Source organism: Caballeronia udeis, assembly GCF_044909315.1.
Taxonomy (GTDB): domain Bacteria; phylum Pseudomonadota; class Gammaproteobacteria; order Burkholderiales; family Burkholderiaceae; genus Caballeronia; species Caballeronia udeis_A.
In genome coordinates, this window is the sequence record NZ_JBIYEB010000014.1 from 1 (window position 1) to 23,050 (window position 23,050).

18 protein-coding genes and 1 pseudogene are annotated in these 23,050 nt (G+C 60.3%); 10 read left to right on the forward strand and 9 right to left on the reverse strand.

Going from position 1 to position 23,050, the window contains the following annotated elements; translation table 11 throughout:
- Positions 1-440 (forward strand): annotated as a pseudogene (gene prpD / locus ABH944_RS21945) (2-methylcitrate dehydratase); the annotation flags it as partial.
- A gap of 120 nt (positions 441-560) precedes the next feature.
- On the opposite strand, the gene ABH944_RS21950 reads toward prpD, so the two are convergent.
- Positions 561-1,634, reverse strand: coding sequence for an AI-2E family transporter (locus tag ABH944_RS21950; RefSeq protein WP_404608790.1), 1,074 nt, complete (start codon positions 1,632-1,634; stop codon positions 561-563).
- 240 nt (positions 1,635-1,874) lie between these two features.
- Here ABH944_RS21950 and ABH944_RS21955 point away from each other — a divergent pair, with 240 nt between their 5' ends.
- Positions 1,875-2,390: an OmpA family protein gene (locus ABH944_RS21955; protein WP_404608792.1), complete on the forward strand. Its 516-nt coding sequence runs from the start codon at positions 1,875-1,877 to the stop codon at positions 2,388-2,390.
- A 21-nt stretch (positions 2,391-2,411) separates the two neighbouring features.
- Here the strand turns inward: ABH944_RS21955 and ABH944_RS21960 are convergent, their stop codons facing one another.
- From ABH944_RS21960 to ABH944_RS21970, 3 genes are all read right to left on the reverse strand, one after another.
- Positions 2,412-4,433, reverse strand: a complete 2,022-nt coding sequence (locus tag ABH944_RS21960; RefSeq protein ID WP_404608793.1) for an acetyl/propionyl/methylcrotonyl-CoA carboxylase subunit alpha — start codon at positions 4,431-4,433, stop codon at positions 2,412-2,414.
- 85 nt (positions 4,434-4,518) lie between these two features.
- A complete protein-coding gene (locus ABH944_RS21965) occupies positions 4,519-6,126 on the reverse strand; it encodes a carboxyl transferase domain-containing protein (protein ID WP_404608795.1) in 1,608 nt (535 codons plus the stop codon).
- Positions 6,127-6,142: 16 nt separating this feature from the next.
- Positions 6,143-7,324: an isovaleryl-CoA dehydrogenase gene (locus tag ABH944_RS21970; RefSeq protein ID WP_404608797.1), complete on the reverse strand. Its 1,182-nt coding sequence runs from the start codon at positions 7,322-7,324 to the stop codon at positions 6,143-6,145.
- A gap of 198 nt (positions 7,325-7,522) precedes the next feature.
- On the opposite strand from ABH944_RS21970, the gene ABH944_RS21975 reads away from it, so the two are divergent.
- The gene (locus tag ABH944_RS21975; protein WP_404608799.1) at positions 7,523-8,248 is read left to right on the forward strand and encodes a TetR/AcrR family transcriptional regulator; all 726 of its coding nucleotides are present in this window, start codon (positions 7,523-7,525) and stop codon (positions 8,246-8,248) included.
- Between the two features lie 225 nt (positions 8,249-8,473).
- On the opposite strand, the gene ABH944_RS21980 is transcribed toward ABH944_RS21975, so the two are convergent.
- Together ABH944_RS21980 and ABH944_RS21985 are read right to left on the reverse strand one after the other, a co-directional pair.
- A complete protein-coding gene (locus tag ABH944_RS21980; RefSeq protein ID WP_404608801.1) occupies positions 8,474-9,913 on the reverse strand; it encodes an MFS transporter in 1,440 nt (479 codons plus the stop codon).
- A 682-nt stretch (positions 9,914-10,595) separates the two neighbouring features.
- Positions 10,596-11,294, reverse strand: coding sequence for a TetR/AcrR family transcriptional regulator (locus ABH944_RS21985; RefSeq protein ID WP_404608803.1), 699 nt, complete (start codon positions 11,292-11,294; stop codon positions 10,596-10,598).
- Positions 11,295-11,367: 73 nt separating this feature from the next.
- On the opposite strand from ABH944_RS21985, the gene ABH944_RS21990 reads away from it, so the two are divergent.
- Positions 11,368-12,870: an MDR family MFS transporter gene (locus tag ABH944_RS21990; RefSeq protein WP_404608804.1), complete on the forward strand. Its 1,503-nt coding sequence runs from the start codon at positions 11,368-11,370 to the stop codon at positions 12,868-12,870.
- An 83-nt stretch (positions 12,871-12,953) separates the two neighbouring features.
- The gene (locus ABH944_RS21995; protein WP_404608805.1) at positions 12,954-13,160 is read left to right on the forward strand and encodes a hypothetical protein; all 207 of its coding nucleotides are present in this window, start codon (positions 12,954-12,956) and stop codon (positions 13,158-13,160) included.
- Positions 13,161-13,210: 50 nt separating this feature from the next.
- On the opposite strand, the gene ABH944_RS22000 is transcribed toward ABH944_RS21995, so the two are convergent.
- Positions 13,211-13,831, reverse strand: a complete 621-nt coding sequence (locus tag ABH944_RS22000; protein ID WP_404608807.1) for a LysE family translocator — start codon at positions 13,829-13,831, stop codon at positions 13,211-13,213.
- Positions 13,832-14,212: 381 nt separating this feature from the next.
- Here ABH944_RS22000 and ABH944_RS22005 point away from each other — a divergent pair, with 381 nt between their 5' ends.
- Together ABH944_RS22005 and pstS are read left to right on the forward strand one after the other, a co-directional pair.
- Positions 14,213-15,700: an MFS transporter gene (locus ABH944_RS22005; RefSeq protein ID WP_404608808.1), complete on the forward strand. Its 1,488-nt coding sequence runs from the start codon at positions 14,213-14,215 to the stop codon at positions 15,698-15,700.
- 70 nt (positions 15,701-15,770) lie between these two features.
- A complete protein-coding gene (gene pstS / locus ABH944_RS22010) occupies positions 15,771-16,862 on the forward strand; it encodes a phosphate ABC transporter substrate-binding protein PstS (protein WP_404608809.1) in 1,092 nt (363 codons plus the stop codon).
- Between the two features lie 149 nt (positions 16,863-17,011).
- Here the strand turns inward: pstS and ABH944_RS22015 are convergent, their stop codons facing one another.
- Positions 17,012-17,230, reverse strand: a complete 219-nt coding sequence (locus ABH944_RS22015) for a hypothetical protein (protein WP_404608811.1) — start codon at positions 17,228-17,230, stop codon at positions 17,012-17,014.
- A gap of 291 nt (positions 17,231-17,521) precedes the next feature.
- Between ABH944_RS22015 and ABH944_RS22020 the strand changes: the two genes are divergently transcribed.
- Entirely contained in the window at positions 17,522-18,451 is a 930-nt protein-coding gene (locus tag ABH944_RS22020) for a LysR family transcriptional regulator (protein WP_404608813.1), read from the forward strand.
- 47 nt (positions 18,452-18,498) lie between these two features.
- Here the strand turns inward: ABH944_RS22020 and ABH944_RS22025 are convergent, their stop codons facing one another.
- A complete protein-coding gene (locus ABH944_RS22025; RefSeq protein ID WP_404608814.1) occupies positions 18,499-20,094 on the reverse strand; it encodes a methyl-accepting chemotaxis protein in 1,596 nt (531 codons plus the stop codon).
- A 533-nt stretch (positions 20,095-20,627) separates the two neighbouring features.
- Between ABH944_RS22025 and ABH944_RS22030 the strand changes: the two genes are divergently transcribed.
- Both ABH944_RS22030 and ABH944_RS22035 read left to right on the forward strand, forming a co-directional pair.
- A complete protein-coding gene (locus ABH944_RS22030; RefSeq protein WP_404608815.1) occupies positions 20,628-21,725 on the forward strand; it encodes a TIGR03118 family protein in 1,098 nt (365 codons plus the stop codon).
- 388 nt (positions 21,726-22,113) lie between these two features.
- Complete coding sequence (locus tag ABH944_RS22035) at positions 22,114-22,905, forward strand: ABC transporter substrate-binding protein (protein ID WP_165102894.1); 792 nt, start codon at positions 22,114-22,116, stop codon at positions 22,903-22,905.
- Positions 22,906-23,050: the final 145 nt, after the last annotated feature.

Genomic DNA, 23,050 nt, shown 5'->3' on the forward strand with positions numbered 1-23,050 from the left:
TCGATAACCCCGCCGACCGAGATCACTGCATTCAATACATGATCGCGGTGCCGTTGATTTATGGCCGCCTGACCGCGTCCGACTATGAAGATTCGATGGCGAAGGATCAGCGTATCGACACCTTGCGCGCGAAGATGGAATGCGTCGAAGACCCGCGATTCACGAAGGATTATCACGATCCGGAGAAGCGCTCGATCGCCAATGCGCTGACCGTCGAGTTCAACGACGGCAGCAAGTTCGACGAAGTAGTCGTCGAATATCCGATAGGACACAAACGCCGTCGCGAAGACGGCATCCCCCTTCTGGTCGAGAAGTTCAAGACCAATCTGGCACGGCGTTTCCCAGCCAAGCAGCAAGAGGCGATCCTCGCGGTATCGCTGGATCAGGCAGCGCTCGAAGCAATGCCGGTCAATGAGTATGTTGACTTGTACGTGATTTGATCAACGCAGGACGCGCTGGCGGGTAGTGAAAGAAGGCCGTTCCAAAATGGAACGGCCTTTGATAAGCAATGCGTGGCTTATTGCCTCAGCTGACGGGCATCGCGTGTTCGTCCGCCTGCCTTAATGCACCCAGTCATTCCACAGCACAACCAGAATCGTCATCAACGCCGGTCCAATAAACAACCCGACCAGCCCGAACGTTTCCGCCCCACCCAGAATCCCGAACAGCACCAGCAAAAACGGCAACCTCGCCGCGCCGCCGATCAGCACCGGCCTCACAGCGTGCTCGGCCACGAACACCACCACGAACCCGAACACCGCGACACAGGCTGCGGCCACCATCGCGCCCTGCGATAGCAGCCACAGCGCCGCGCCGACAAACACAATCGGCGCGCAGAAAGGCAGCATTGCGGCAATGGCGGTCAGCATGCCGAGCAGCGTGGCGTGCGGCACGCCGGTCACGACATAAGCCACGCCAAGCAACGCGCCCTCGCCCAGACCCACCACCACCAGCCCGGTCACCGTGCTGCGAACCGACTCGGCCATGCGCCGCGCAAGCGACGCGCCGTCCGAACCAAACCCGCGCCGCGACGCCTCAAGCAACTGTTCACCCAGTTTCGACCCCGCCTTGAACAGGAAAAACAGCGTCACGAGCATGAAGCCGAATATGACCAGTCCATGCGCCACGCGACCGCCGAAGTGCCGGGTCATCGCCACCACGGTCGCACTATGAAAGTTCTTCACCGCCGGCGAAGTCTCAAGCGGCGTAGCAAGATTGTCCTGCCACCAAGCCGATATCTGCTTCGACCCGGCAGGCAGATGGTTGACAAGGTCAGGCATGGGAATGCCCGTTCTCAGGGATTCATGAAACCAGCGGATCAGGTCGCGGGCTTCGCTACCCGCCTGCGCCGCGACCAGGATAAACGGCACCACGAACACCAGCCCGGTCACAACCGTCATGCTCACCGCAAGCCAGGTGCGGCGCTCCCTGAACATCGGCTGCTGCTCGAGCCAGGTCAGCAACGGCCACAACGCAATGGCGATGACGGCCGCCCACACCACCGCAGGAATGAAGTCGCGGATCATCCAGATCGCAACCGCGACGAGCACCACGTACAGCAACCCCGACGCGGTTCGTTGCAGGCGCCGCGTGCGGTCCTTTTGGTCCGCCGAGGTTTGATCGCGTTGAATCATAAAAAACGCCCTGGTTATTTGTTCTTTAACTTAAAACCCGAAAGCCCGCTTCCGACTCAGTCTTACCGAGTCTTCCAGCTCAGTGCCAACCCTGCATTGTAAGTCGGGCCGGTATCGGCCAGAATCAAGCCCAGGGCGCTTTCAACCCGCTTTCCGGATGTTGTTCTAATTTCACACTCGGCCATTTCCGTTTCCCTATAATCGAATCCCTTCGCCCGGCAACCGTTCAAGAGACATGCAGTGAAAGCCATTCAAACGATTGTGAACGCGTGCGCAACAACGGCCTTGCTTGCCGGATGTGCATCCGGCCTGAACCGGTCAAAAGAAGAAGCGCTCAACCAGAAGGTCGGCATTGTCGTCCATCCGGTGCACGAGGGCGTGGAGTTGCGTCTTCAGGATACGGCGCTATTCGACTTCGACGAAGCCACCATGCGCCCGGACAGTATCGCCGTGCTCAATCGCGCAGCCGTGCTGCTCAAGCGCAGCACCCGCCCGATCATGGTCGAAGGGCACACGGACAACGTCGGCCCGTTCGACTACAACCAGACGCTGTCCACGGCACGTGCCAATGCCGTAGGCGATGCACTGGTCGCACGTGGCGTTCCCGCTGCGCGTATCAAGACAAAAGGGATTGCATTCCTGCAGCCGATCGCGACCAACGACACGCCCGAAGGGCGTGCGTTGAACCGGCGTGTGGAGATTATCGTGAAGACGGAAACTGAAGAAACACTGATGGGCCGCTTCAAGACGAAATGACGCGCGAAACCCTGTGCAGCGTCATTTCGCGGGCTGCACTTCCATCACCAATAGCTGGGCGCCATCGGTGACCTGATCGCCAACGCTGAACAGGATTTCGCCCACCGTGCCGCCCGCCGGCGCAACAATGGTGTGCTCCATCTTCATGGCTTCCATCACCAGCAGCGGCGCACCCTTCTCGACCACCGCGCCCGCCTCCACCAGCACCGCGATCACCTTGCCCGGCATGGGCGCGGTCAGGCGGCCCTCGCCATGCTCGGCATCGGCGGCATGCGCCAGCAGGTTCTGCCATTCGAACGCCAGCGACGCGCCCGCGTAAAACACATGGAACACGTCGCCGTCGACAAACACCCGCCCCTTGATCCGCTTATCGCCGATCAGTACGACGAATGCATGCGGCTCATCCCCGTGGGACCAGTCGAACGTAAGCGTTTCGCCAAACAGTTCGAGTTGTTTGTTATCGGCGCGGCCTGACGTTGAATCGCGGGTAAAGACGGCCAGAATTTCATCGTCCGAACCAACCAGGCGCCAGTTCAACGCCTGTGTGTAACCACCGCTCATGCGCCAATGCGACAACGCATCCCACGGCGACACACCATGCGCCTCGCCGCCTTCACGCGTGAGCAGCGCGGCGCAAGCCAACGCGAGCGCCGGTGTTTTTGGCACCTCCGATGGCGCGAACAACGTGTCGTGATGACGCTCGATCAGGCCCGTATCGAGATCGCCCGCCGAGAAGGGAGCGCTCACCACGATCCGGTGCAGGAACTCGATATTCGTCGATGGCCCCACCACCTCGCATTGTTTCAACGCCAGCGCCATGCGCAACAACGCATCGTCACGATCACGGCCGTGCACGATCAACTTGGCGATCATCGGATCGTAAAACGGGGTAATGGTATCGCCTTCACGCACGCCGCTATCAATACGCACGTTGCCGTTCAACTGAAATTCGACCGCCTCGGGCAAACGCAGATGCTTGAGCGTACCCGTCGACGGCAAGAATCCGCGCGACGGATTCTCCGCATAGATACGCGCTTCAATCGCATGGCCGCCGACCTTCAACTGGTCCTGCGACAAGGGCAACGGTTCACCGCTCGCCACGCGCAGTTGCCACTCGACCAGATCGAGGCCCGTCACCATTTCGGTCACCGGATGCTCAACCTGCAGCCGCGTGTTCATCTCCATGAAATAGAACTGACCATCGCCGGTCATGATGAATTCGACCGTGCCCGCCCCCACGTAATTCACCGCGCGTGCGGCCGCGACCGCGGCTTCGCCCATCGCGCGGCGGACTTCATCGGAGAGGCCCGGCGCGGGCGCTTCTTCCAGCACCTTTTGATGGCGGCGCTGCACCGAGCAATCGCGGTCGAAGAGATACACGGCGTTGCCATGCTGATCAGCGAACACCTGGACTTCCACATGCCGCGGGCGCTGCAGATATTTTTCGATCAGCACACGATCGTTGCCAAAACTGCTTGCGGCCTCGCGCTTGCATGACAAAAGCGCCGATGCAAAATCTGCGCTTTTCTCGACCACGCGCATGCCCTTGCCACCGCCGCCCGCGCTTGCTTTCAGCAGCACCGGATAGCCCATGCCATCGGCTTCCTGTTGCAACAATGCAGGATCCTGGCCGTCGCCGTGATAACCCGGCACAAGAGGGACGGACGCGGATTGCATCAGCGCCTTGGCCGCGGCCTTCGAGCCCATCGCGGAAATTGCCTCGACCGGCGGCCCGATGAACACCAGCCCGGCCTTCTCGCAAGCACGGGCAAAGTCCTCGTTCTCCGACAAGAACCCATACCCCGGATGCACCGCCTGCGCGCCGGTTGCAAGCGCCGCGCCGATGATCTTTTCGATCCGCAGATAACTCTCGGACGCCGCCGCTCCACCCACGTGCAGGGCTTCATCGCAGACGGCGACGTGCTTCGCCCCTGCATCGGCATCCGAATAAACGGCCACGCTGCCCACGCCTAATCGTTTGCAGGTTGCCGCCACACGGCATGCAATTTCACCGCGATTCGCAATCAGTACTTTATTGAACATGACGAAGCCTGGAAGAAAGAGGTCAGCTTTGCATGAGACTGGACCAGGCGCTGAAGCGCCAAGTCCAGCCGACAGCTCTGCAAGATCACATCCGGAACACGCCGAAACGCGTGTCCTCGATAGGCGCATTCATGGAAGCCGCCAGCCCGAGCCCCAGTACATCGCGGGTCTGCGCCGGGTCGATCACACCGTCGTCCCACAGACGTGCGCTCGCATAATACGGATGCCCCTGTACTTCGTACTGCTCGCGAATAGGTGACTTGAAAGTTTCCTCCTCTTCCTTCGACCACGTGCCGCCCTTGCCCTCTATGCCGTCGCGGCGCACAGTTGCGAGCACGGACGCGGCCTGCTCGCCGCCCATCACGGAAATGCGCGCGTTCGGCCACATCCAGAGGAAACGCGGTGAATACGCGCGGCCGCACATGCCGTAATTTCCCGCACCAAACGAGCCGCCGATAATCACCGTGAACTTCGGCACCTTCGCCGTCGCAACGGCCGTCACCATCTTCGCGCCGTTGCGGGCGATGCCTTCGTTCTCATACTTGCGACCGACCATGAAACCCGTGATGTTCTGCAGGAACACGAGCGGGATCTTGCGCTGGCAGCACAACTCGATGAAGTGCGTACCCTTTAACGCCGATTCCGAAAAAAGGATGCCGTTGTTCGCAATGATGCCGACCGGATGCCCCCAGATATGCGCAAAACCGCATACGAGCGTTGTGCCGTAACGCGCTTTGAATTCATCGAAGGCGGAGTCGTCGACAATACGCGCAATCACTTCGCGAATGTCGAACGGCTTGCGGGTGTCCGCCGGAATCACGCCATAGAGGCTATGCGGATCATGACGCGGCGGCAGCGGTTCTTTAAGCGCGACCGGCGAAACCTTCACGCGATTCAGGTTGCCAACAATGCTGCGCGCAATCCCTAGCGCATGCGCATCGTTTTGAGCGAGGTGATCGACCACGCCCGACAGCCGCGTGTGGACATCGCCACCGCCCAGATCTTCGGCGCTGACCTCTTCGCCCGTTGCCGCTTTCACCAGCGGCGGACCACCCAGGAAAATCGTGCCCTGGTTCTTCACGATGATCGATTCATCGCTCATCGCCGGCACATAAGCGCCGCCCGCGGTGCACGATCCCATCACCACGGCGATCTGCGAAATGCCCTTCGCCGACATGTTCGCCTGGTTGTAAAAGATGCGGCCGAAGTGATCGCGATCGGGAAATACATCGTCCTGATTCGGGAGATTCGCGCCGCCCGAATCGACGAGATACACGCACGGCAAGCGGTTTTCTTCCGCAATCTCCTGCGCCCGCAGATGCTTCTTCACCGTCACCGGATAGTACGTGCCGCCCTTCACGGTTGCGTCGTTGCAGACGATCACGCACTCCTGCCCCGCAATCCTGCCGATGCCCGTAATCACACCGGCGCCGGGGGCGTCGTCGTTGTACATGCCATAGGCGGCCAGTTGCGACAACTCGAGAAACGGCGTGCCTGGATCAAGCAATTGCGCAATGCGGTCACGCGGCAGCAACTTGCCTCGCGACACGTGTTTGTCGCGGGCAGCTTGACCGCCGCCCAACGTAATCTTTGCGACTTTTTCCTTCAGGTCCGCGACCAGCGCTTCAAGCGCCGCTGCGTTCGCACGGAATTCGTCGCTGCGTGGATTCAGTTTCGATTCGATGATCGGCATAGGTTTATCCGCTCGCTCAAGCTGTTTCAGCAAACAGTTCGCGGCCGATCAACATGCGGCGAATCTCGCTCGTGCCCGCGCCGATCTCGTACAACTTCGCGTCGCGCCACAGACGGCCCACCGGATATTCGTTGATATAACCATTGCCGCCCAGGATCTGGATCGCCTCGCCGGCCATCCACGTCGCTTTTTCAGCCGTGTAGAGAATCACGCCTGCGCAATCCTTGCGGACCTGGCGACCATGACCTGCACCGAGCGTATCAAGCTGACGTCCTACCGCGTAGAGATACGCGCGGCACGCCTGCAAGGTCGTATAAAGATCGGCGACCTTGCCTTGAATCAACTGGAATTCGCCAATCGCCTGACCGAACTGCTTGCGGTCGTGGATGTACGGCACGACTGCGTCCATGCACGCGACCATGATGCCCGTCGGGCCGCCCGCGAGCACCGCGCGCTCATAGTCGAGGCCGCTCATCAGCACCTTCACGCCGCCGTTCAATGCCCCGAGGATGTTTTCCTTGGGCACTTCCACGTTCTCGAACACGAGTTCGCCGGTATGCGAACCGCGCATGCCGAGCTTGTCGAGCTTCTGCGCGACGGAGAACCCCTTCATGCCCTTCTCGACGATAAACGCTGTAATGCCCTTCGCATTGGCTTCAATATCGGTCTTCGCATAGACCACCAGCGTGTCGCAATCCGGCCCGTTGGTAATCCACATCTTCGTGCCGTTGAGCACGTAGTGATCGCCCTTTTCATCGGCGCGCAGCTTCATGCTGACCACGTCCGATCCCGCGTTCGGCTCGCTCATTGCCAGCGCGCCAATATGATCGCCCGAGACCAGCCCCGGCAGGTATTTGCGTTTCTGCGCTTCGGTGCCGTTGCGATGAATCTGGTTCACGCACAGGTTCGAATGCGCGCCATACGACAACCCCACCGACGCCGACGCGCGCGAAATCTCCTCCATCGCGACCATGTGCGCCGTATAGCCCATGTTCGCACCGCCGTACTCTTCGGACACCGTCATACCGAGCACACCGAGATCGCCGAATTTTTTCCAGAGGTCCATCGGGAACTGATCGGTTTTATCGATTTCAGCTGCGCGCGGCGCAATCTCCTTCGCGGCGAAATTGGCGAGCGAATCGCGCAACATGTCGATGTCTTCGCCCAGGGCGAAATTCAGACCGGGTACGTCGTTCATGCGGGTCTCCTTCTTCGGTGTATCGGCTTGAGGTCGGCAGCGTGGTGTTGGCAGGACCAAATGATCGGCCCAAACTCTGAGTCACACTCACACTAGGAAATTTCCACAATCGAAGGCAGTTTCACGCCAAATACCACTTTCCGTCAATAGGAATTTGAGCTACGCTCACATCTGGTTCATCATCGTACACGCCTTCTTATGTCTTCCACTCCTGTCACCGGAAATCGCCGCACGCCCGCCGGCGTGAAGTCGCAGCAGCGCGTGAAGGACATTCTTCAGGCGGGCCGGGACGTCTTCGCCGAAAAAGGCTACGACGCCGCGACGAGCGCCGAGATCGCCCAGCGCGCCGGGATCTCAGAGGCCACCGTATTCAGCTATTTCAGCGGCAAGCGGGAGTTGTGCGCGCGGGTGATCGCGGATTGGTATGACGAGATCATCGACGCATTCGAATCCGGACTGCCTCGCGACGGCAGCGTGCGCCAGCAATTTGCGTTTATCGTCAGGACGCATTTGCGGCTGATGCTGGTGAACGGGACGGGGCTGTGCGCGCTGGTTTTATCGGAAGGGCGGACGAAACATCATGACTTGAGCGACGCGCTCACCGACCTGCAACGCCGCTACACCGCACCGCTGATGAACGTGCTCGCTCACGGCCAGACAGTCGGCCAGGTGCGGGCCGACTTGCCGTTGCGGCTGATGCGCTCACTGATCTTCGGGCCAATGGAACACGTGCTGTGGGACGCGACACTCGCCAGGCGGCATCTGAGTCAGGCTCAGATCGATACCACCGCCGATGAACTCATCGACGTGCTGTGGACCGCGCTGCAACCCCCTGCTGCCAGCCTGACTGCGCTTGCGCAGTTCAGACAGGACGTGGAAGAAGCGTCGCGGCGGTTCGAAGAAGCCGCGAGCCGGGAGAAATGAGATTGTGGAAGCTCGCGGACGCGAGCCCGGCAGACAGTTAGTTGCAAATTTGCCTGACAGCGCGCGTTGCCCGCCCCGCCCGTTCGCGGGGTCGAAACCGGTGGACAGTTAGTTGCTATTTTATAAATCGCCGCGCAATCCGGGCGAGCCAGGGCGCGGTCACCGGCCGCAAAAGACGTGTGTCGTAACCGCCCATGCGGCGTGACCACGAAATCAGCCGAGACATCAATGCGAGATTTGTTCCAGCGCCAGGTCCCGCGTCTTCGGGCCCATCAGACCGATAGCCAGCATGACCACCGCCATCGCGCCGGCGATAAACACAAACACCCCGGTCGTGCCGAACGCCTTCAACACGCCCGCAATGAAAAACGACGTAAAGATGGCCGAGAAGCGGCTCCACGAATATACGAAACCGACCGCACGCGCGCGGATGCTGGTGGGGAAAAGCTCGGTCTGATAGGCGTGGAAGCTATACGACATGATGTTGCTGGCAAGCGTCAGGCCCACGCCCATGCAGACCAGGAGAGCCGCGCCCGACACCTGGCTGAAGACCAGCCCGCACACCACGATTGCGCCCGCCATCGCAACGATCACGCTCTTGCGCTCGAATTTATCGGCCATGAACAAGCCGATGATCGGCCCGACCGGTGCGGCAAGCGCAATGATCGTCGAGTACATCAGGCTGGTCGTGATCGTGATGCCCTGGTGAATAAGAAGCGTGGGCACCCAGTTGGCGAAACCGTAGAAACCCACCGTCTGGAAGACGTTGAAGATGATCATCATGGTCGCGCGCTTGCCGTAGGGCGCGACCCACATATCGCTGAACGATCCGCGTGTGCTGACCGGCTCGGGCGCTGCCGGCGGCGGCAACTGCCGGCCATATTCTCTCTCGACCTTCGTTTCCAGCGCTGTCATCACCGCGTCCGCTTCCGCGAGCCGCCCTTTTTGCGCCAGCCAGCGCGGGCTTTCAGGCAACGCGCGCCGGATGAACCATACGAACAGCGCTCCGTGCGCGCCGATCAAGACAACCCAGCGCCAGCCATCGAAACCGAAGGGCTTGTTCGGCACCAGCGCGTAGGAGAGGAATGCAACCACCGGCACGGCCGCGAAACCCACCGCTTGCTCGCAGGCGAACGCGCGGCCTCGAATGTGCTTGGGCACAAGCTCCGAGATGTACGTCCCGATCGTCACCAGCTCGACGCCAATGCCAAGCCCCGCCATAAAGCGCCAGAAGTTGAGGCCGCCGGCCGTGTCCTGGAACGCCATGATCACGTTCGCGGCCGTGTACCACAGCAGCGAGTAAGTGAAGATGGCGCGACGCCCGAAGCGATCGGCGAGAAAACCGCAAGCGATCGTGCCGATGAACAAGCCGAGGAACAGCGATGCGATGAAACTCGCGACCCCTGTCATGCCGAACAGGCCGACAGTGGTGGAGGTGAGAATGCCGCTCTTGACCAGTCCCGGCGCAACATAGCCGGAGTACAGCAGGTCGTAGAGTTCGAAGAAGAACCCGAGGCTCAGCAAGACGACGAGCGTCCACATTGAACGGGTTGCCGGCAGGCGATCAAGCCGTGCCGAGATCGTGCCCGCGCTTAATGAATCCGATACCGGATCCGACGCATGATCAGATCGGGATTGCGCGAGGAGGTCCTGAGCGGTTGTCATCGATTCATGTCTCCTTGTCTTAGCCGCTTATGGTGGCCGCTTGCCGTGGTCAACTTCTGCCGGCGATGTGCGCTTTCTATCGAGCGGCCGGGCAGCTTGCCCGGCGCGCATTTTAACGGCGTATTTGCCACTTTGTTACAGGCATCGGAACATTCTTCCCAATCGCTGTTACCAATGATTCGTATTTACTATGAATTCATCAAGCTTACAGTCACGTCACCAGTGCTAAAAACCACAGCCATGCGCTCGGCGCGCAAACCGGTACACACGGAACGCTGGTCACAACGTACAAATTTGATGGGTGGTTTTACGCGGATAGCGCGGGGTGTTCCTTGGGCAGGTTCAATCACTGGTGGCGAAGCGTGTGGGTATCCGTGTTCGGAGAAGGAGGGTTTCACACATCCGGTGCTCTGGCGAGCACCGTGCTTTTGGGGCACCCATGAATGGGAACTGCACGCTGTGGACACTTAGGGTAGAGCGGTTAAAGCGTTTTCTTTGCTTCGTTTCTTTGTCGCTTTGGACAAAGAAACGACGCGCCGCCACGCGCAGTGGCTAATAGTGATGAAGAAAATAGCTCACTCAGGCAGACCACTAACCCTGAAAGCAGCACCCCGGCACTGACCCCAACCGCCAACCCCAACTCAACCAAAACCCCAACTCCGTCCACCGGCGCGAGCAAAAATCAGCCGGGCCCAATGCCGTGCATCAGCATTGCCACCGCGTGCCGCGCGATCTGGTCGCGCCTGGGCGCATAACCGCCGCTCTCCTCAGCCGACGGATACGTCACCGCCAGCGGCAACACGGTCAATCCGAATAGCGACACAAACAGCAATGACGGCTCCAGGTGCGAGTTGAGCTTGCCCTCCTTTTGCCACTGCGCGATACGCGCAATCGATGCCTTCTTGTTGGCATCGCCGAAACGCTCCGCAATACGCTGGCGCAGCAAACCGCCCTCGCTGATGACTTCGCGAACCCATAGTGTCGCAAACCACGGATACCGCTCGCATACAGCGATGAGACCCTCCGCGAAGGCGCGCAACGCCTCCGCCGGTTCCGCGTCCGAGTCGGCGAACGCACGGCCGAGTTCGGCGCGCAACGGCACAAACCGCTCATCGATCAACACGTCCAGCAGTTGATCGCGCGTCTTGAAGTAGTAATGGACCATGGCCGGCGTCACACCCGCCTCGCGGGCGATCGCACCGAGCGTGGTCTCCATGATTCCCTGGCGAGCAAACAACACCAGCGCCACGTCCAGCAGCAGCGCCCGCGGCTCGCCGTGCTGCGCGCCGGTCGGCCGCCCGGGCCGGCGGCCGGCCTTCGGCGGCCCGGCCGGGACGGCGGATTCGGAATGTCCGGAAGGATCGGTTACATCTTTAGTCATAGTGGCAATTGACCCCGGGAATGGCGTCGCCTAATATTAACTCCAACATTAATTAATCTCATCGGGCGGCTGAATGGAATCCCTGCAACCCTCTGTCGCATTTCCTGTCGTTGAAGAGCGGCCTCCAATCCGGCTGCTCTTCACGGCGCTGCTGCTCGTCATGCTGCTCGGGGCGCTCGACCAGACCATTGTCTCGACGGCTTTGCCCACCATCGTGGGCGAGCTGGGCGGGCTCGAAAGCCTGTCGTGGGTTGTCACGTCGTATTTGCTTACGTCGACGATTGTCGTGCCGCTGTACGGCAAATTCGGCGATCTGTTTGGCCGTAAGGTCGTGATTCAAGCGGCAATCCTCATTTTTCTTGCCGGCTCCGTCCTGTGCGGCGTCGCGCAGGACATGACCCAGCTGATCGTGTTGCGCGCGTTGCAAGGGCTCGGCGGCGGCGGTTTGATGGTTGTGACCATGGCCGCCATTGCCGACGTCATTCCACCCGCCGAACGCGGCCGGTACCAGGGTTTGTTCGGCGGCGTGTTCGGACTTGCGACGGTCGTCGGACCGCTGCTGGGCGGGTTTATCGTCGAACATCTGTCGTGGCGCTGGATCTTCTACATCAACGTGCCGCTGGGCGTGCTTGCGCTGATCGTGATCGGACTCGTGTTCAAACCGCACGTGGCGCACGTGAAGCATAAAATCGATTACATGGGCGCCGCGTTTTTGGCCGCATCGCTCACTTGTATCATCCTTTTCACCAGTCAGGGCGGCACGCTGCTGCCGTGGAGCTCGCCGCAGCTCTGGTTCACGCTCGTGCTCGGATTCATTACGCTGGGCGGTTTTATCTACGAAGAACGCCTCGCCGATGAACCAATTATGCCGCTTGAGCTGTTCAAGGAGCGTACGTTCGTGCTGAGCGGGCTGATTGGTTTCATCGTAGGATTTTCGATGTTCGGCGCCATCACGTTCCTGCCGCTGTATCTGCAAGTGGCGAAGGGATCAACGCCATCGCAAGCCGGCCTGCAAATCCTGCCCATGATGGCCGGCATACTGTCCAGTTCCATCATCAGCGGCCGCCTGATCAGCCGAATCGGCAAATACCGCTGGTTCCCGATCTGCGGCACCGCACTCGTGGCTTGCGGCATGTTCCTGATGTCCACACTGCAACTCGCCACCCCGCTTCACACCATGTACCTGTTCATGCTCCTGCTGGGACTCGGGCTCGGCATGGTCATGCAAGTGCTGGTGCTCGCCGTGCAGAACGCGGTGCCGTTCAAGAACGTGGGCGTGGCGACGTCCGGCGCGACCTTGTTCCGGTCGATCGGCGGTTCGGTGGGGGTCGCGACATTCGGCGCAATCTTTACGAACAGTCTGCAATCGCGTCTGGCTGACGCCATGCCGGCGGGGGCGGAGTTGCCGCGATCGATGGGGCCGACAACAGTCGAGCATCTTCCCGCCGCTCTCCGCGATACCTATCTCAACGCGTTCGCCGGATCGATGCATGGGGTGTTTCTCGTCGCCGGAACGGTTGTGCTGCTTGCGTTTGCGTTGTCCTGGTTCATGCAGGACAAACCGCTTCGCAAGTAAAGCGCGAGGCAATGAGGTGCGTCAGCGGAGCTTTGGCTTATTTGGTTTAAGCTGATGCACCTCAACTTCCAAACGTCTGCACAATGAAACTTACGCACATAGTGATCGCCTCGACCCTCAGCGCTTTTGCCTTTATCTCGACCGCCGCACTGGCGGACACGTATCACTTCGGCGAGGGACAGTCGTCGATGTCGGGAAACAGCAGCGCGTCGCGGCACGCACCGCCGCCCAAACATAAAAAGCACAAGACGCACCACGCCGCCGACAAAGGTACCTCTTCGCAGCCGTAAGCGAAGAGCCTCTGCAGCGCCCCTCGCCTCTCGTCTTCGTCATACGCGTTTCAGCGCGTCAGCAACTGGCGCACACCCAGCGCCACGATCAACCTGCCGCAGATGCGGTCGATCCATGCCCGATATCCGCGGTAGCCTGACGCAATCCCCGCGTGTGACAGGACGAGTGCGACGAACCAGTACCACGTCGTTGCGACCAAAGCGACCATTGCAAGCATCGCCGCGAAAGTGACCGGCGACATATGCGCGGGCGTGGCGGACGCGAAGATGGCGGCAAAAAACGCCACCGACTTCGGGTTCGTGATGTTGGTCGCAAAGCCTTGCACGAATGCCTTGCGCAATCCGCCGGACACGCTTGCCCCGGCCATGCCCGACTCGCCGGCACGCGCCTTGATGATCAGCCTGCAGCCGAACCACATGAGATACGCCGCGCCGCCAATCTTGACGACCAGCGCCATCCACGGGAATGCAGCAAACACTATCCCTACGCCAAGAATGGCGCAGGTCGCCCAGAACAGGCTGACCAGGACGATGCCCGCGACGACCGCCAGCGCCTCGGAGCGTGTTGACGAGGCCGCCTTGTGCGCCACCGCGACGAAGTTCGGCCCGGGAATAACCACGCCCGCAATATAAACAGACAAAACAGCGAGGACTGCGGATGAATCGACCACTCCGTTGCTCCCTCATCAATCGACGCACCGAAAGGCGGCGCCGGTCGACGCATTATCGCTGAGGTCTGCCCTGACGATTGCTCATCCCTACGCGCTGAATGGCTGCTGGGGTCGTAACGCGGTCGAACAATGGCGAACTTGTTGAACCGTCGCAGTTTTGTCATTTAGCGGACACCACGCGGCGTCACCATGACTGGATCAAAAATGCGAATGAATCTGCCGACGGGCTCGCCTGTTGCAAAACAGCGGGCCGGGCATCGGTCAGATTCGTCTCCGGTTCGGGCGGGTGTGATGCATGGCGCAGAGCGGAGCGTGCGTCATGCCGGCAAGCCTCCTGCGCCACATGGGCGACGCGAATAATTATCTTACAAGGAGCTTGGAATGCATGATGTAGCAGATCCGGACAAAGTGCAGCGTTCCACCGTCAAGTCGGTTCAGGATTACATCGACGAACGGCCAATGTGGCCTGATGGAACACATCTTCCGTCAGCCCCCATGACCTCGATGCAGTGGCGCATCTGGGCACTCGCGGCAGCAGGGAAGTTCTTCGAGGGATTCGTCGTATTCATGACGGGGGTGGCATTACCCCTGATCTCGCACGAGTTCGGAATCAACGCTGCGCAGAATGGTTTCATCAGCGCGGCCAGCCTGATGGGCATCCTGGTCGGAGCGGTCGGTCTCGGTGGCATGTCCGATTACTTCGGACGCAAGCGCATGTTCATTGTCGAGATGATCATCTTCTGCGCGTTCCTGGTGCTGCTCATTTTTTGCACCAACTTCATATCGCTCGTTGTCTGCCTCTTCGGCCTGGGTGTGGCGCTTGGCTGCGACTATCCGACCGCGCACATGATCATCTCCGAAAGTATTCCCAGTACCAGTCGCGGCAAGCTGGTTCTGGCTGCGTTCGGGTTCCAGGCGCTGGGTGCACTCGGTGGCACGGCGGTCGGCTTTCTTGTCCTGTCGATAGAGCCGACCCTCGATGCATGGCGCTGGATGTACGGCACCGCGATCATCCCCGCGCTGCTGGTCACGATCGGACGCTTCTACATCACGGAGAGCCCGAACTGGCTCCACGTCCGCGGCGCGGTTGACCGCGCAGAGCTGGCCGCAAAACGGCTGCTGGTCCGCGTTCCGCAATACCCGACAAACATCTCCCTGGCACGCGGTGGCGAGTTCGAGGCAGGTGGTCACGGCGACAAGCAGAGTTTTTTCGCGCTCTTCGCGAAGCGCAACCTGCGCGCGACAATCCTGGCCTCTGTGCCGTGGTTTCTGCAGGATCTTGGAACGTATGGCATCGGTATCTTCACGCCCACGATCCTCGCCGCCGCGTTCGGCAGCAAGCCGGATCATGTTCGTAGCGTCAGCGACCTGATCCTCAACGACATCCTTGCAGCCAAGGGCGCCGCGCTGATCACCACACTGCTGATCGTCGGCATTGTGTTCGCCGTCATGCTCGCGGACAAGGTCGGCCGGATCTGGCTGCAAGTGATCGGTTTCATCGGCTGCGCGGCCGGCCTGCTGCTCGCATCCTTCTCGACCGGCTTCGAAGGGACCACGAAGACAGCCGTCATTTTCGCCGGCTTCATGCTGTTCAACTTCATGACCAACCTGGGACCCAACGCGCAGACCTACCTGCTCGCGGGAGAAGTATTCCCCACGGCGATTCGTGGCACGGGCGCAGGCTTCGCTGCGGCAGTCGGCAAGATCGGCGCGGTAGCCACGGCCTTCCTGTTCCCGATCCTTCTTACGGGTATAGGCACGGCACCGCTTCTCTACATCCTGGTTGCAACGTCGATTCTCGGCGCGGTGATCACATGGTTGTTCCGTATCGAGACGAACGGAGTAAGCCTCGATGAGATCGGTCGATAACGACTTCCAAGGCCATCATGGCCATCGGACAGAACATATGGCTTCCCCGCAGCCCGACAGAGAGACGCGCATGATTGGATATCTTAAAGACCCGGCGATTCCCGTAATGCGGCGATGGCTTACTGCTGTGCCGCTATGCATGGCGACGCTGGCCGTGCTCGCGGCCACACCGGTCCATGCGGAAGGCGTCAAGCTGAGCGAGACCGGCTCGACCTTGCTCTATCCGCTGTTCAATACCTGGGTCGCGGCTTACACCAAGGCTCATCCCGATGTACAGATCAGCGTTGGCGCAACCGGCTCGGAGTCGGGAATCCAGCAGGCGATCGCAGGCAAGGTGCTGATCGGTGCGTCGGATGCCTACATGTCCGACTCCGATGTCAGGCAACACCCGCAGGTCCTCAACATTCCTCTCGCGATCGCCGCGCAGACGGTCAACTACAACCTGCCCGGCCTCGACGCGGCTCACCTGAAACTGGACGGACCGGTGCTCGCCGCGATCTACACGGGGGCCATCCGCGAGTGGGATGCAGCGCCCATCGCCGCGCTCAACCCAGGCGTTTCGTTGCCGCATCAGGCGATCGTTCCGATCCATCGCGCCGAAGGCTCCGGCGACACCTTCGTCTTCACCCAGTACCTCTCGTTCGCGGAGCCTTCATGGGAGAACGACAAGGGTTACGGCACCACGATCGAATGGCCCGCCGTGCCGGGTAGCATGACAGCGACGGGCAACGCCGGCATGGTGCAAGCCATCCAGTCGACCCCCTATTCGATCGGCTACGTCGGTGTGAGTTTCAGCGACAGCACAGCCGCCGCGAAGCTGGGCACCGTGGCGCTCAAGAACGGGGCAGGCGAATTTGTCATGCCCACCAAAGAGACGATCACCGCGGGCGCGGCTTCGCTCGGTCCCCGCACACCACCTGATGAGCGCCTGAGCCTCGTATTTGCGCCGGCGAGCGGGTCATACCCGCTGGTCAACTACGAGTACGCGGTCGTCTCGACCAAGCAGCCGGATGCCGCAACCGCTGCAGCGGTCCGCAGCTTTTTGTCCTGGTCGATCGTACCGTCCGAGACCAATGAAGCCTACCTGAACTCAGTCCATTTCATTCCGCTGCCGCCGCATACGTGGGAGCTGAGCCAGGCGCAGATCCAGTCGATCAAGTAACCGCATCGGCGGTGCTGGTAAACGAGTGAACGCTTTCGGGACAATACGGAAGCGTGATTGCCGGCAAGACAATCAACGACACGAGATCCGGCGAGTGCATCGGCCGGGACACTTCCATGAAGTGTCCCGGCCGTTCACCGCTGAACCGGTTAGTGCCCGCCGTGCAGGTGCACGGCCTTCTTCGCTGCATGCTCGGCATGTTCGCTGGCGTGCAGCCCATGGCCATGGGCAACATGGGCATGATGACTTGCCTGCCCGTGATCGCCGGCCTCGGCATGCTTTGCCGCTTCGCGATGATGTTTCGCAGCAGCATCGAGATGCTTGGCCGCTTCTTCGTGATGGTGGTGAACTTCGTGTTGGTCGCTCATGGAAATCTCCAGTGTTTGCAACGGGGCTCAATCCACAGGAGGACTGAGCTTTATCCACGATAGAGAAATGCAGTGTCACTTGCGTGACCCGGGGCCGAATTCAAAGGTCTCCACTGTACGCGGGATACCTATCATCGAATCGTCAATGACCTGAAAGAATCGCTCCCCCGGAATGTTGGCTACGCCGCGCACAGGTTGTGCCATGCCACTCTTCTCCAGCAGCCGCACCACGGCCGCACACATTTCGCGATAGCATGAGCTCCGATCGATTAATGACAGGAGAGCATGCTCATGAGCTTCGACGAACGGATGTTGAACGGCATGGGCGTATTGAGCGCAATCGTCGACAGCGGCAGTTTTGCCGCAGCCGGCGAAGTGCTGGATATGTCGCAATCCGGCGTGAGCCGCTCCGTGGCACGTCTCGAAGCGAGGCTGGGTATCCGGCTATTCGACCGCACTACACGCTCAGTCAAGCTCACCGACGAAGGGCGGCGTTTCTACGAGCAGATCGTACCGCTGCTCAGTGGACTTGAAGAAGCGGCGGCGTCCGCCTCGCAAGGAGCATCCGCGGTGCGTGGGCGTTTGCGCGTGAATATCGACCCGTTCTTTTCGTGCCTGTTCCTTGGGCCCAGGCTCGGCGCGTTCGTAGAGAAATACCCCGAGCTGCAACTCGACCTGATCACGCGCGATCAGCTCGGCGACATGGTCGCGGACGGTTTCGACCTCGCCGTTCGCTTTGGTCAGCCGCGCGAATCCACGCTGGTTGCGCGCAAGCTGCTGGATACACGCATCATTACCGTGGCGTCGCCCGCGTACATCAAGAAACATGGCCGCCCGCTCGTCCCGGCCGATCTGGAACGCGAGCCGCACACGTGTATTCATTTCCGCGATCCCGAAACCGGGCGCCCGTTCCAGTGGGAATTTCATCGCGGCAAGAAAAAGGTCCTTATTGCCGCGCGGGGACGCCTGACCGCGAACGATGTCGGTACGATGCACGGCGTATGTCTCGCAGGACACGGGATCGCGCAGGTCCTCGCGCTCGGCGCCGAGCAATTGCTGGCCAGCGGCAGGTTGGTGGACCTGTTTCCCGATTGGCCCGACGAGACCTTTCCGCTCTATGCGGCCTATCCGTCCCGCCATCATCTGCCGGCCAAAGTGCGGGCGTTTTTCGATTTCATCGTTTCATTGACGGGTGTGCCGATCGAGCAGTTGACCGTGTAGCCGTCTGACTCCCGGGTTAACAGCCAAGTCAGGGCAGATCATCGCACTCAGGCGAAAACCCCTGCGTCGGCTGACCGATAAGGCACCCGCGACACCCGCGCCTCGACCGTGAACACCGACACCGTCCCGCTCAACCGGATCGCCTGTTCATCAAGCGATTGAGCCGCGGCAGCCGCCTCTTCAACCAGCGCCGCATTCTGCTGCGTGACTTCATCGATCTGGCCAATCGCCTGATTGACTTGCTCGATCCCGTGGCCCTGCTCGTCGGACGCCGCGGCAATCTCGCCGACAATTTCCGCTACCCGTTTGATCGCGCGCTGCACCTCCGCCGTCGTGCGCCCGACCTCTTCGGCCTGACGCGACCCCGATTGAATGGTCGTCACCGAGCGCTCGATCAGATCCTTGATCTCCTTGGCCGCCACCGACGAGCGCTGCGCGAGGCTGCGCACTTCCGACGCAACCACCGCGAAACCACGCCCCTGCTCCCCGGCTCGCGCAGCCTCGACGGCCGCATTCAACGCGAGAATATTGGTCTGGAACGCAATACCTTCTATCAGCGTGGTGATCTCGGCGATCCTCGCGGAACTCGACGCGATCTCGTTCATCGTGCCGACCATCCGTTCGACGGCCAGATTGCCTTCATCGGAGATATGGGTCGTGCTCACGGCCAGCGCGCTCGCTTGGTTCGCGTTGTCCGCGTTGCCCTGAACCGTGGCCGTCAACTCGCCAAGACTCGCCGCCGTTTCCTGCAAAGAGGCGGCTTGCTGCTCGGTGCGCGCGGACAGGTCGATGTTCCCCGCGGCGATCTGCTTCGATGCAACGCCCACCGCATCGCTCGATACCCTGACTTCCGCCACGACGCCCGCCATGCGCTTGAGCAGGCTGTTCAACGCAACGGCTGTGTGGCCGATTTCGTCCATGCGCTCAACCTGCGTCTGCTGTGACAAATCCAGCGATGCGCTGATTCTCTGCAGCGTGTCCTGCAGGCGGCCAAGGCCGCGGCTGATCAACCGGTAAAGCTGGCTCCCGAACACCCCCGTCAACAGCAACGCACCCGCGACGATAACCAGCATCAGGCCAAATGCCGTCTTATAAGCCGAGGCGTTTTCATTGCGTACCGCCTGGCCGCGTTCGATGTTGTAGTTGAGGTGTCCATGCAAGCCACTGTTCAGCGCAACTGCCGCCGTATGCACCGCCCCGCCGTCGTGCAACATGGCGAGCGCGCCGTCCTTGTCGCCTGCCTGGATCTTCCCGAAGAAGACAGTGCGAGCGGCGCGATAGGCTGCAATATGCGCCCGGTCGGCATCCAGCATGGTTTGATCGGCCGGGTCGGACATGCCGAGCGACTGATAGTCGGCGACGTGGCTATCGAAGTGTTTATCCGCTTCGCCGATTTCTTTTTCGATCGCGCTCCGGCTCGCTTCGTCGATTCCATCCACGACATAGCGGTACACGTTCAGCCGCATGTCGGCGACATCGTCGAGCGTCATTGAGATCGACTTGAGGCCAGGGATAGTGTGCGTCTCGAGGCCCTCTATGCGCTGATAGGACCCGTGAAGCTGCGAGAGCCCGTAGCCTCCCACAAAAGCCAGCGCCAGCAACGCCATCCCAAGCGTCATCACCAGCCGTCGAACGATAGTCATAGGGTTGTTCTCGTTTGATCTTCGGCAACAGGGTTATGAAAAATTGCCGACGGGTTATGGCCACAAAACATGTACCGCGCTATCTGAAAACCAGCTTGTCGACCGGTTTACGGATGCGGGCAGAAAAACTTGAGAGCAATTTTCGAGGCGGCAGACAAGCGGCGAACGCGTACCAGGCATCCATCGACCTAAACGTTTGCAACGTCGGCTTTATTCCATTCGGCTGCCAAATCCCACGATACGAACCGCAAAAAAATAGTTCGTTTGATTGGAATATCTGCAAGGGGTCAGCTGTTTTCCTGTTGGCGCCAGCTTGCAACCCGGTGAACGTTTTCAGTCGGCATGGAGTTTTAATTAGGAATAGAAAACAAAATTCAATCCTGCCGAGCATGGAATAAATGTTTTGGTGCACACGTTCAGACTGGGACGATCGAACGCTTCATCCAGCGATTCCATTTCGTCTGTTAGCCGGACCTCACCAAAGGAGAACTGACATCGGCGAACACCACTCGGACTGCAAGAGGAGAACATCAATGAAACTTCAGCAGAAGCTTACTGTGTCAGTGCTACTGGGCATGGCCGTTGCAACGCTGGCGGCATGCGGCGGCAGTGATTCCAACTCGAACAACGCACCGCTTGTTGGTCCGTTCAAATCCACCGTGCTGGTCTCCGATGGCACCAGCGCAGCGCCCCACACCGACGCCAACCTGCAAAACGGGTGGGGCATCGCGTTCAATCCGGCGGGCGTAGTGTGGGTCTCCGATAACACCACGAGCAAGTCGACGCTGTACGACGGCAACGGTGTCGTGCAATCCCTGGTGGTGACGATCCCGCCAGCGTCTGGCGGCCAGACCGGCGGCCCGACGGGCATCGTGTTCAACACCAGCACCGACTTCCAGGTCACCGCAAACGGCAACACCAGCAACGCGCTGTTTATCTGGGCAACGGAAGCCGGGACGATTGCAGGCTGGTCGCCCAAGGTGCTGCCGACCACCGCCGTGAAGGCCTACGACGACGGTGCCGGCGGCGCGGTGTACAAAGGCCTTGCCATTGGCAAGAACGGGACCGCCAACTTCTTGTATGCGACCGACTTCCATAACGGCAAGGTCGATGTCTTCGACAAATCCTTCAACAAGGTGCAGCTCGATGGCCTGTTCCAGGACCCCACGCTGCCCGCGGGTTTTGCGCCTTTCGGCATCAGCGTGACGGGTAGCACGGTCTTCGTCACCTATGCCAAGGTGGGGCAGGACGGACGCACGCAGGTGAATGGTCCGGGCAATGGTGTGATTGACACCTTCGACACCGACGGTCACTTCGTCAAGCGCATCGCCATGAACGGCTCCCTGAATTCGCCGTGGGGCATCGCCATGGCGCCCGCCAATTTCGGCGGTGCAAGCAATGACCTGCTGATCGGGAATTTCGGTGACGGCACCATCGATGCATTCAACCCGGCTACCGGTGCGTTCATCGGCGCACTGACCCAGGTCGACGGCACGGCGATCCAGCAAAAGGGCATCTGGGGCATCTCGTTTGGCAACAACGTTGACAACCAGCCGCTCAATACGCTGTTCTTCGCTGCAGGCCCGAGCCCGACGACCGGTATTTACGGCCGTATCGACATCGCGCCATAGCCCCGCGGCACCTGTTCCGCTCGCCGCCCCGATCCCAACGGCGGCGAGCGAGGCCGTTGAGAGGGCCGGGGCTCTTCTCCAGCGCGTTCGAGACGCAGCACTTCATGACAAGACTCACCATCCGGCTCACCAATCGGGCATACAATCGCGTCGCACAAAAAATGATTCAATTACCTGCACGAGCCGAAGTGCCCGGCCGCACAAGGGTTGCAAGATTAGCTATCGGGACTTTCACCAACTCCCTTATTTTTTTGGCTTGGTAACCTGCTGCGGTTCTACGCGGACACAATCCGCTGAATGTAAGCTGTCCGGCGCCGAGGGGCCTCACGCCGGACAAACCCGGATACCGACCTATCCGGGACGTACTGACCACCTATGGAGTAAAACAGTGAAAAAACTGCTCGCGGCTTTGACGATTTCCCTGCTCGCCGTCACATCGATCACCTCCGTCACCGCCAATGCGAAGGATTACTCGACCATCCGTTTCGGCGTCGACGCCTCTTATGCCCCGTTCGAATCGAAAGGTCCGGATGGCAAGCTGGTCGGCTTCGATATCGATCTCGGCAATGAAATCTGCGCACGTCTGCATGCAAAGTGCGTATGGGTGGAAAACGATTTCGACGGCATGATCCCGGCCTTGAAGGCGAAGAAGTTCGACGGCGTGCTGTCGTCGATGTCCATGACGCCGCAACGCGCTGAACAGATTGCGTTCTCGAGCAAGCTGTTCAACACGCCGACGCGCCTGATCGCCAAGAAGGGCAGCGGCATCCTGCCGACACCTGAAGGCCTGAAGGGCAAGACGGTGGGTGTGGAACAAGGCACGATCCAGGAAACCTACGCCAAGACCTACTGGGCGCCGAAGGGTGTAACGGTTACGCCGTACCAGAACCAGGACGGCGTATACGCCGACTTGCAAGCTGGACGCCTGGACGCAGCGCTGCAAGATGCCGTGCAAGCTGACGTGGGCTTCCTCAAGACGCCGCGCGGTGCGGGTTACGAGTTCGTGGGCAAGGATCTGGTCGATCCGACGATCCTCGGCAACGGCGCGGGTATCGGCCTGCGCAAGGAAGACACCGACCTGAAGGCACAGATCGACAAGGCAATTGCCTCGATCATCAAGGACGGCACGTACAAGAAGCTTGAAAAGAAGTACTTCGACTTCGACGTGTACGGCAGCTAAGCAGTCTCCTGGCCTGAGCCCGGAACACGTTCCGGACCTGGCTTGAGCGCTTGAGAAAACGGGCTCCGCGTTTGTCGCGGAGCCCGTTTTGTTATGGGCGTCTTTTTTCGCGCGGTGCGGTAATGCCACCGTTTTCAGCTAAGAT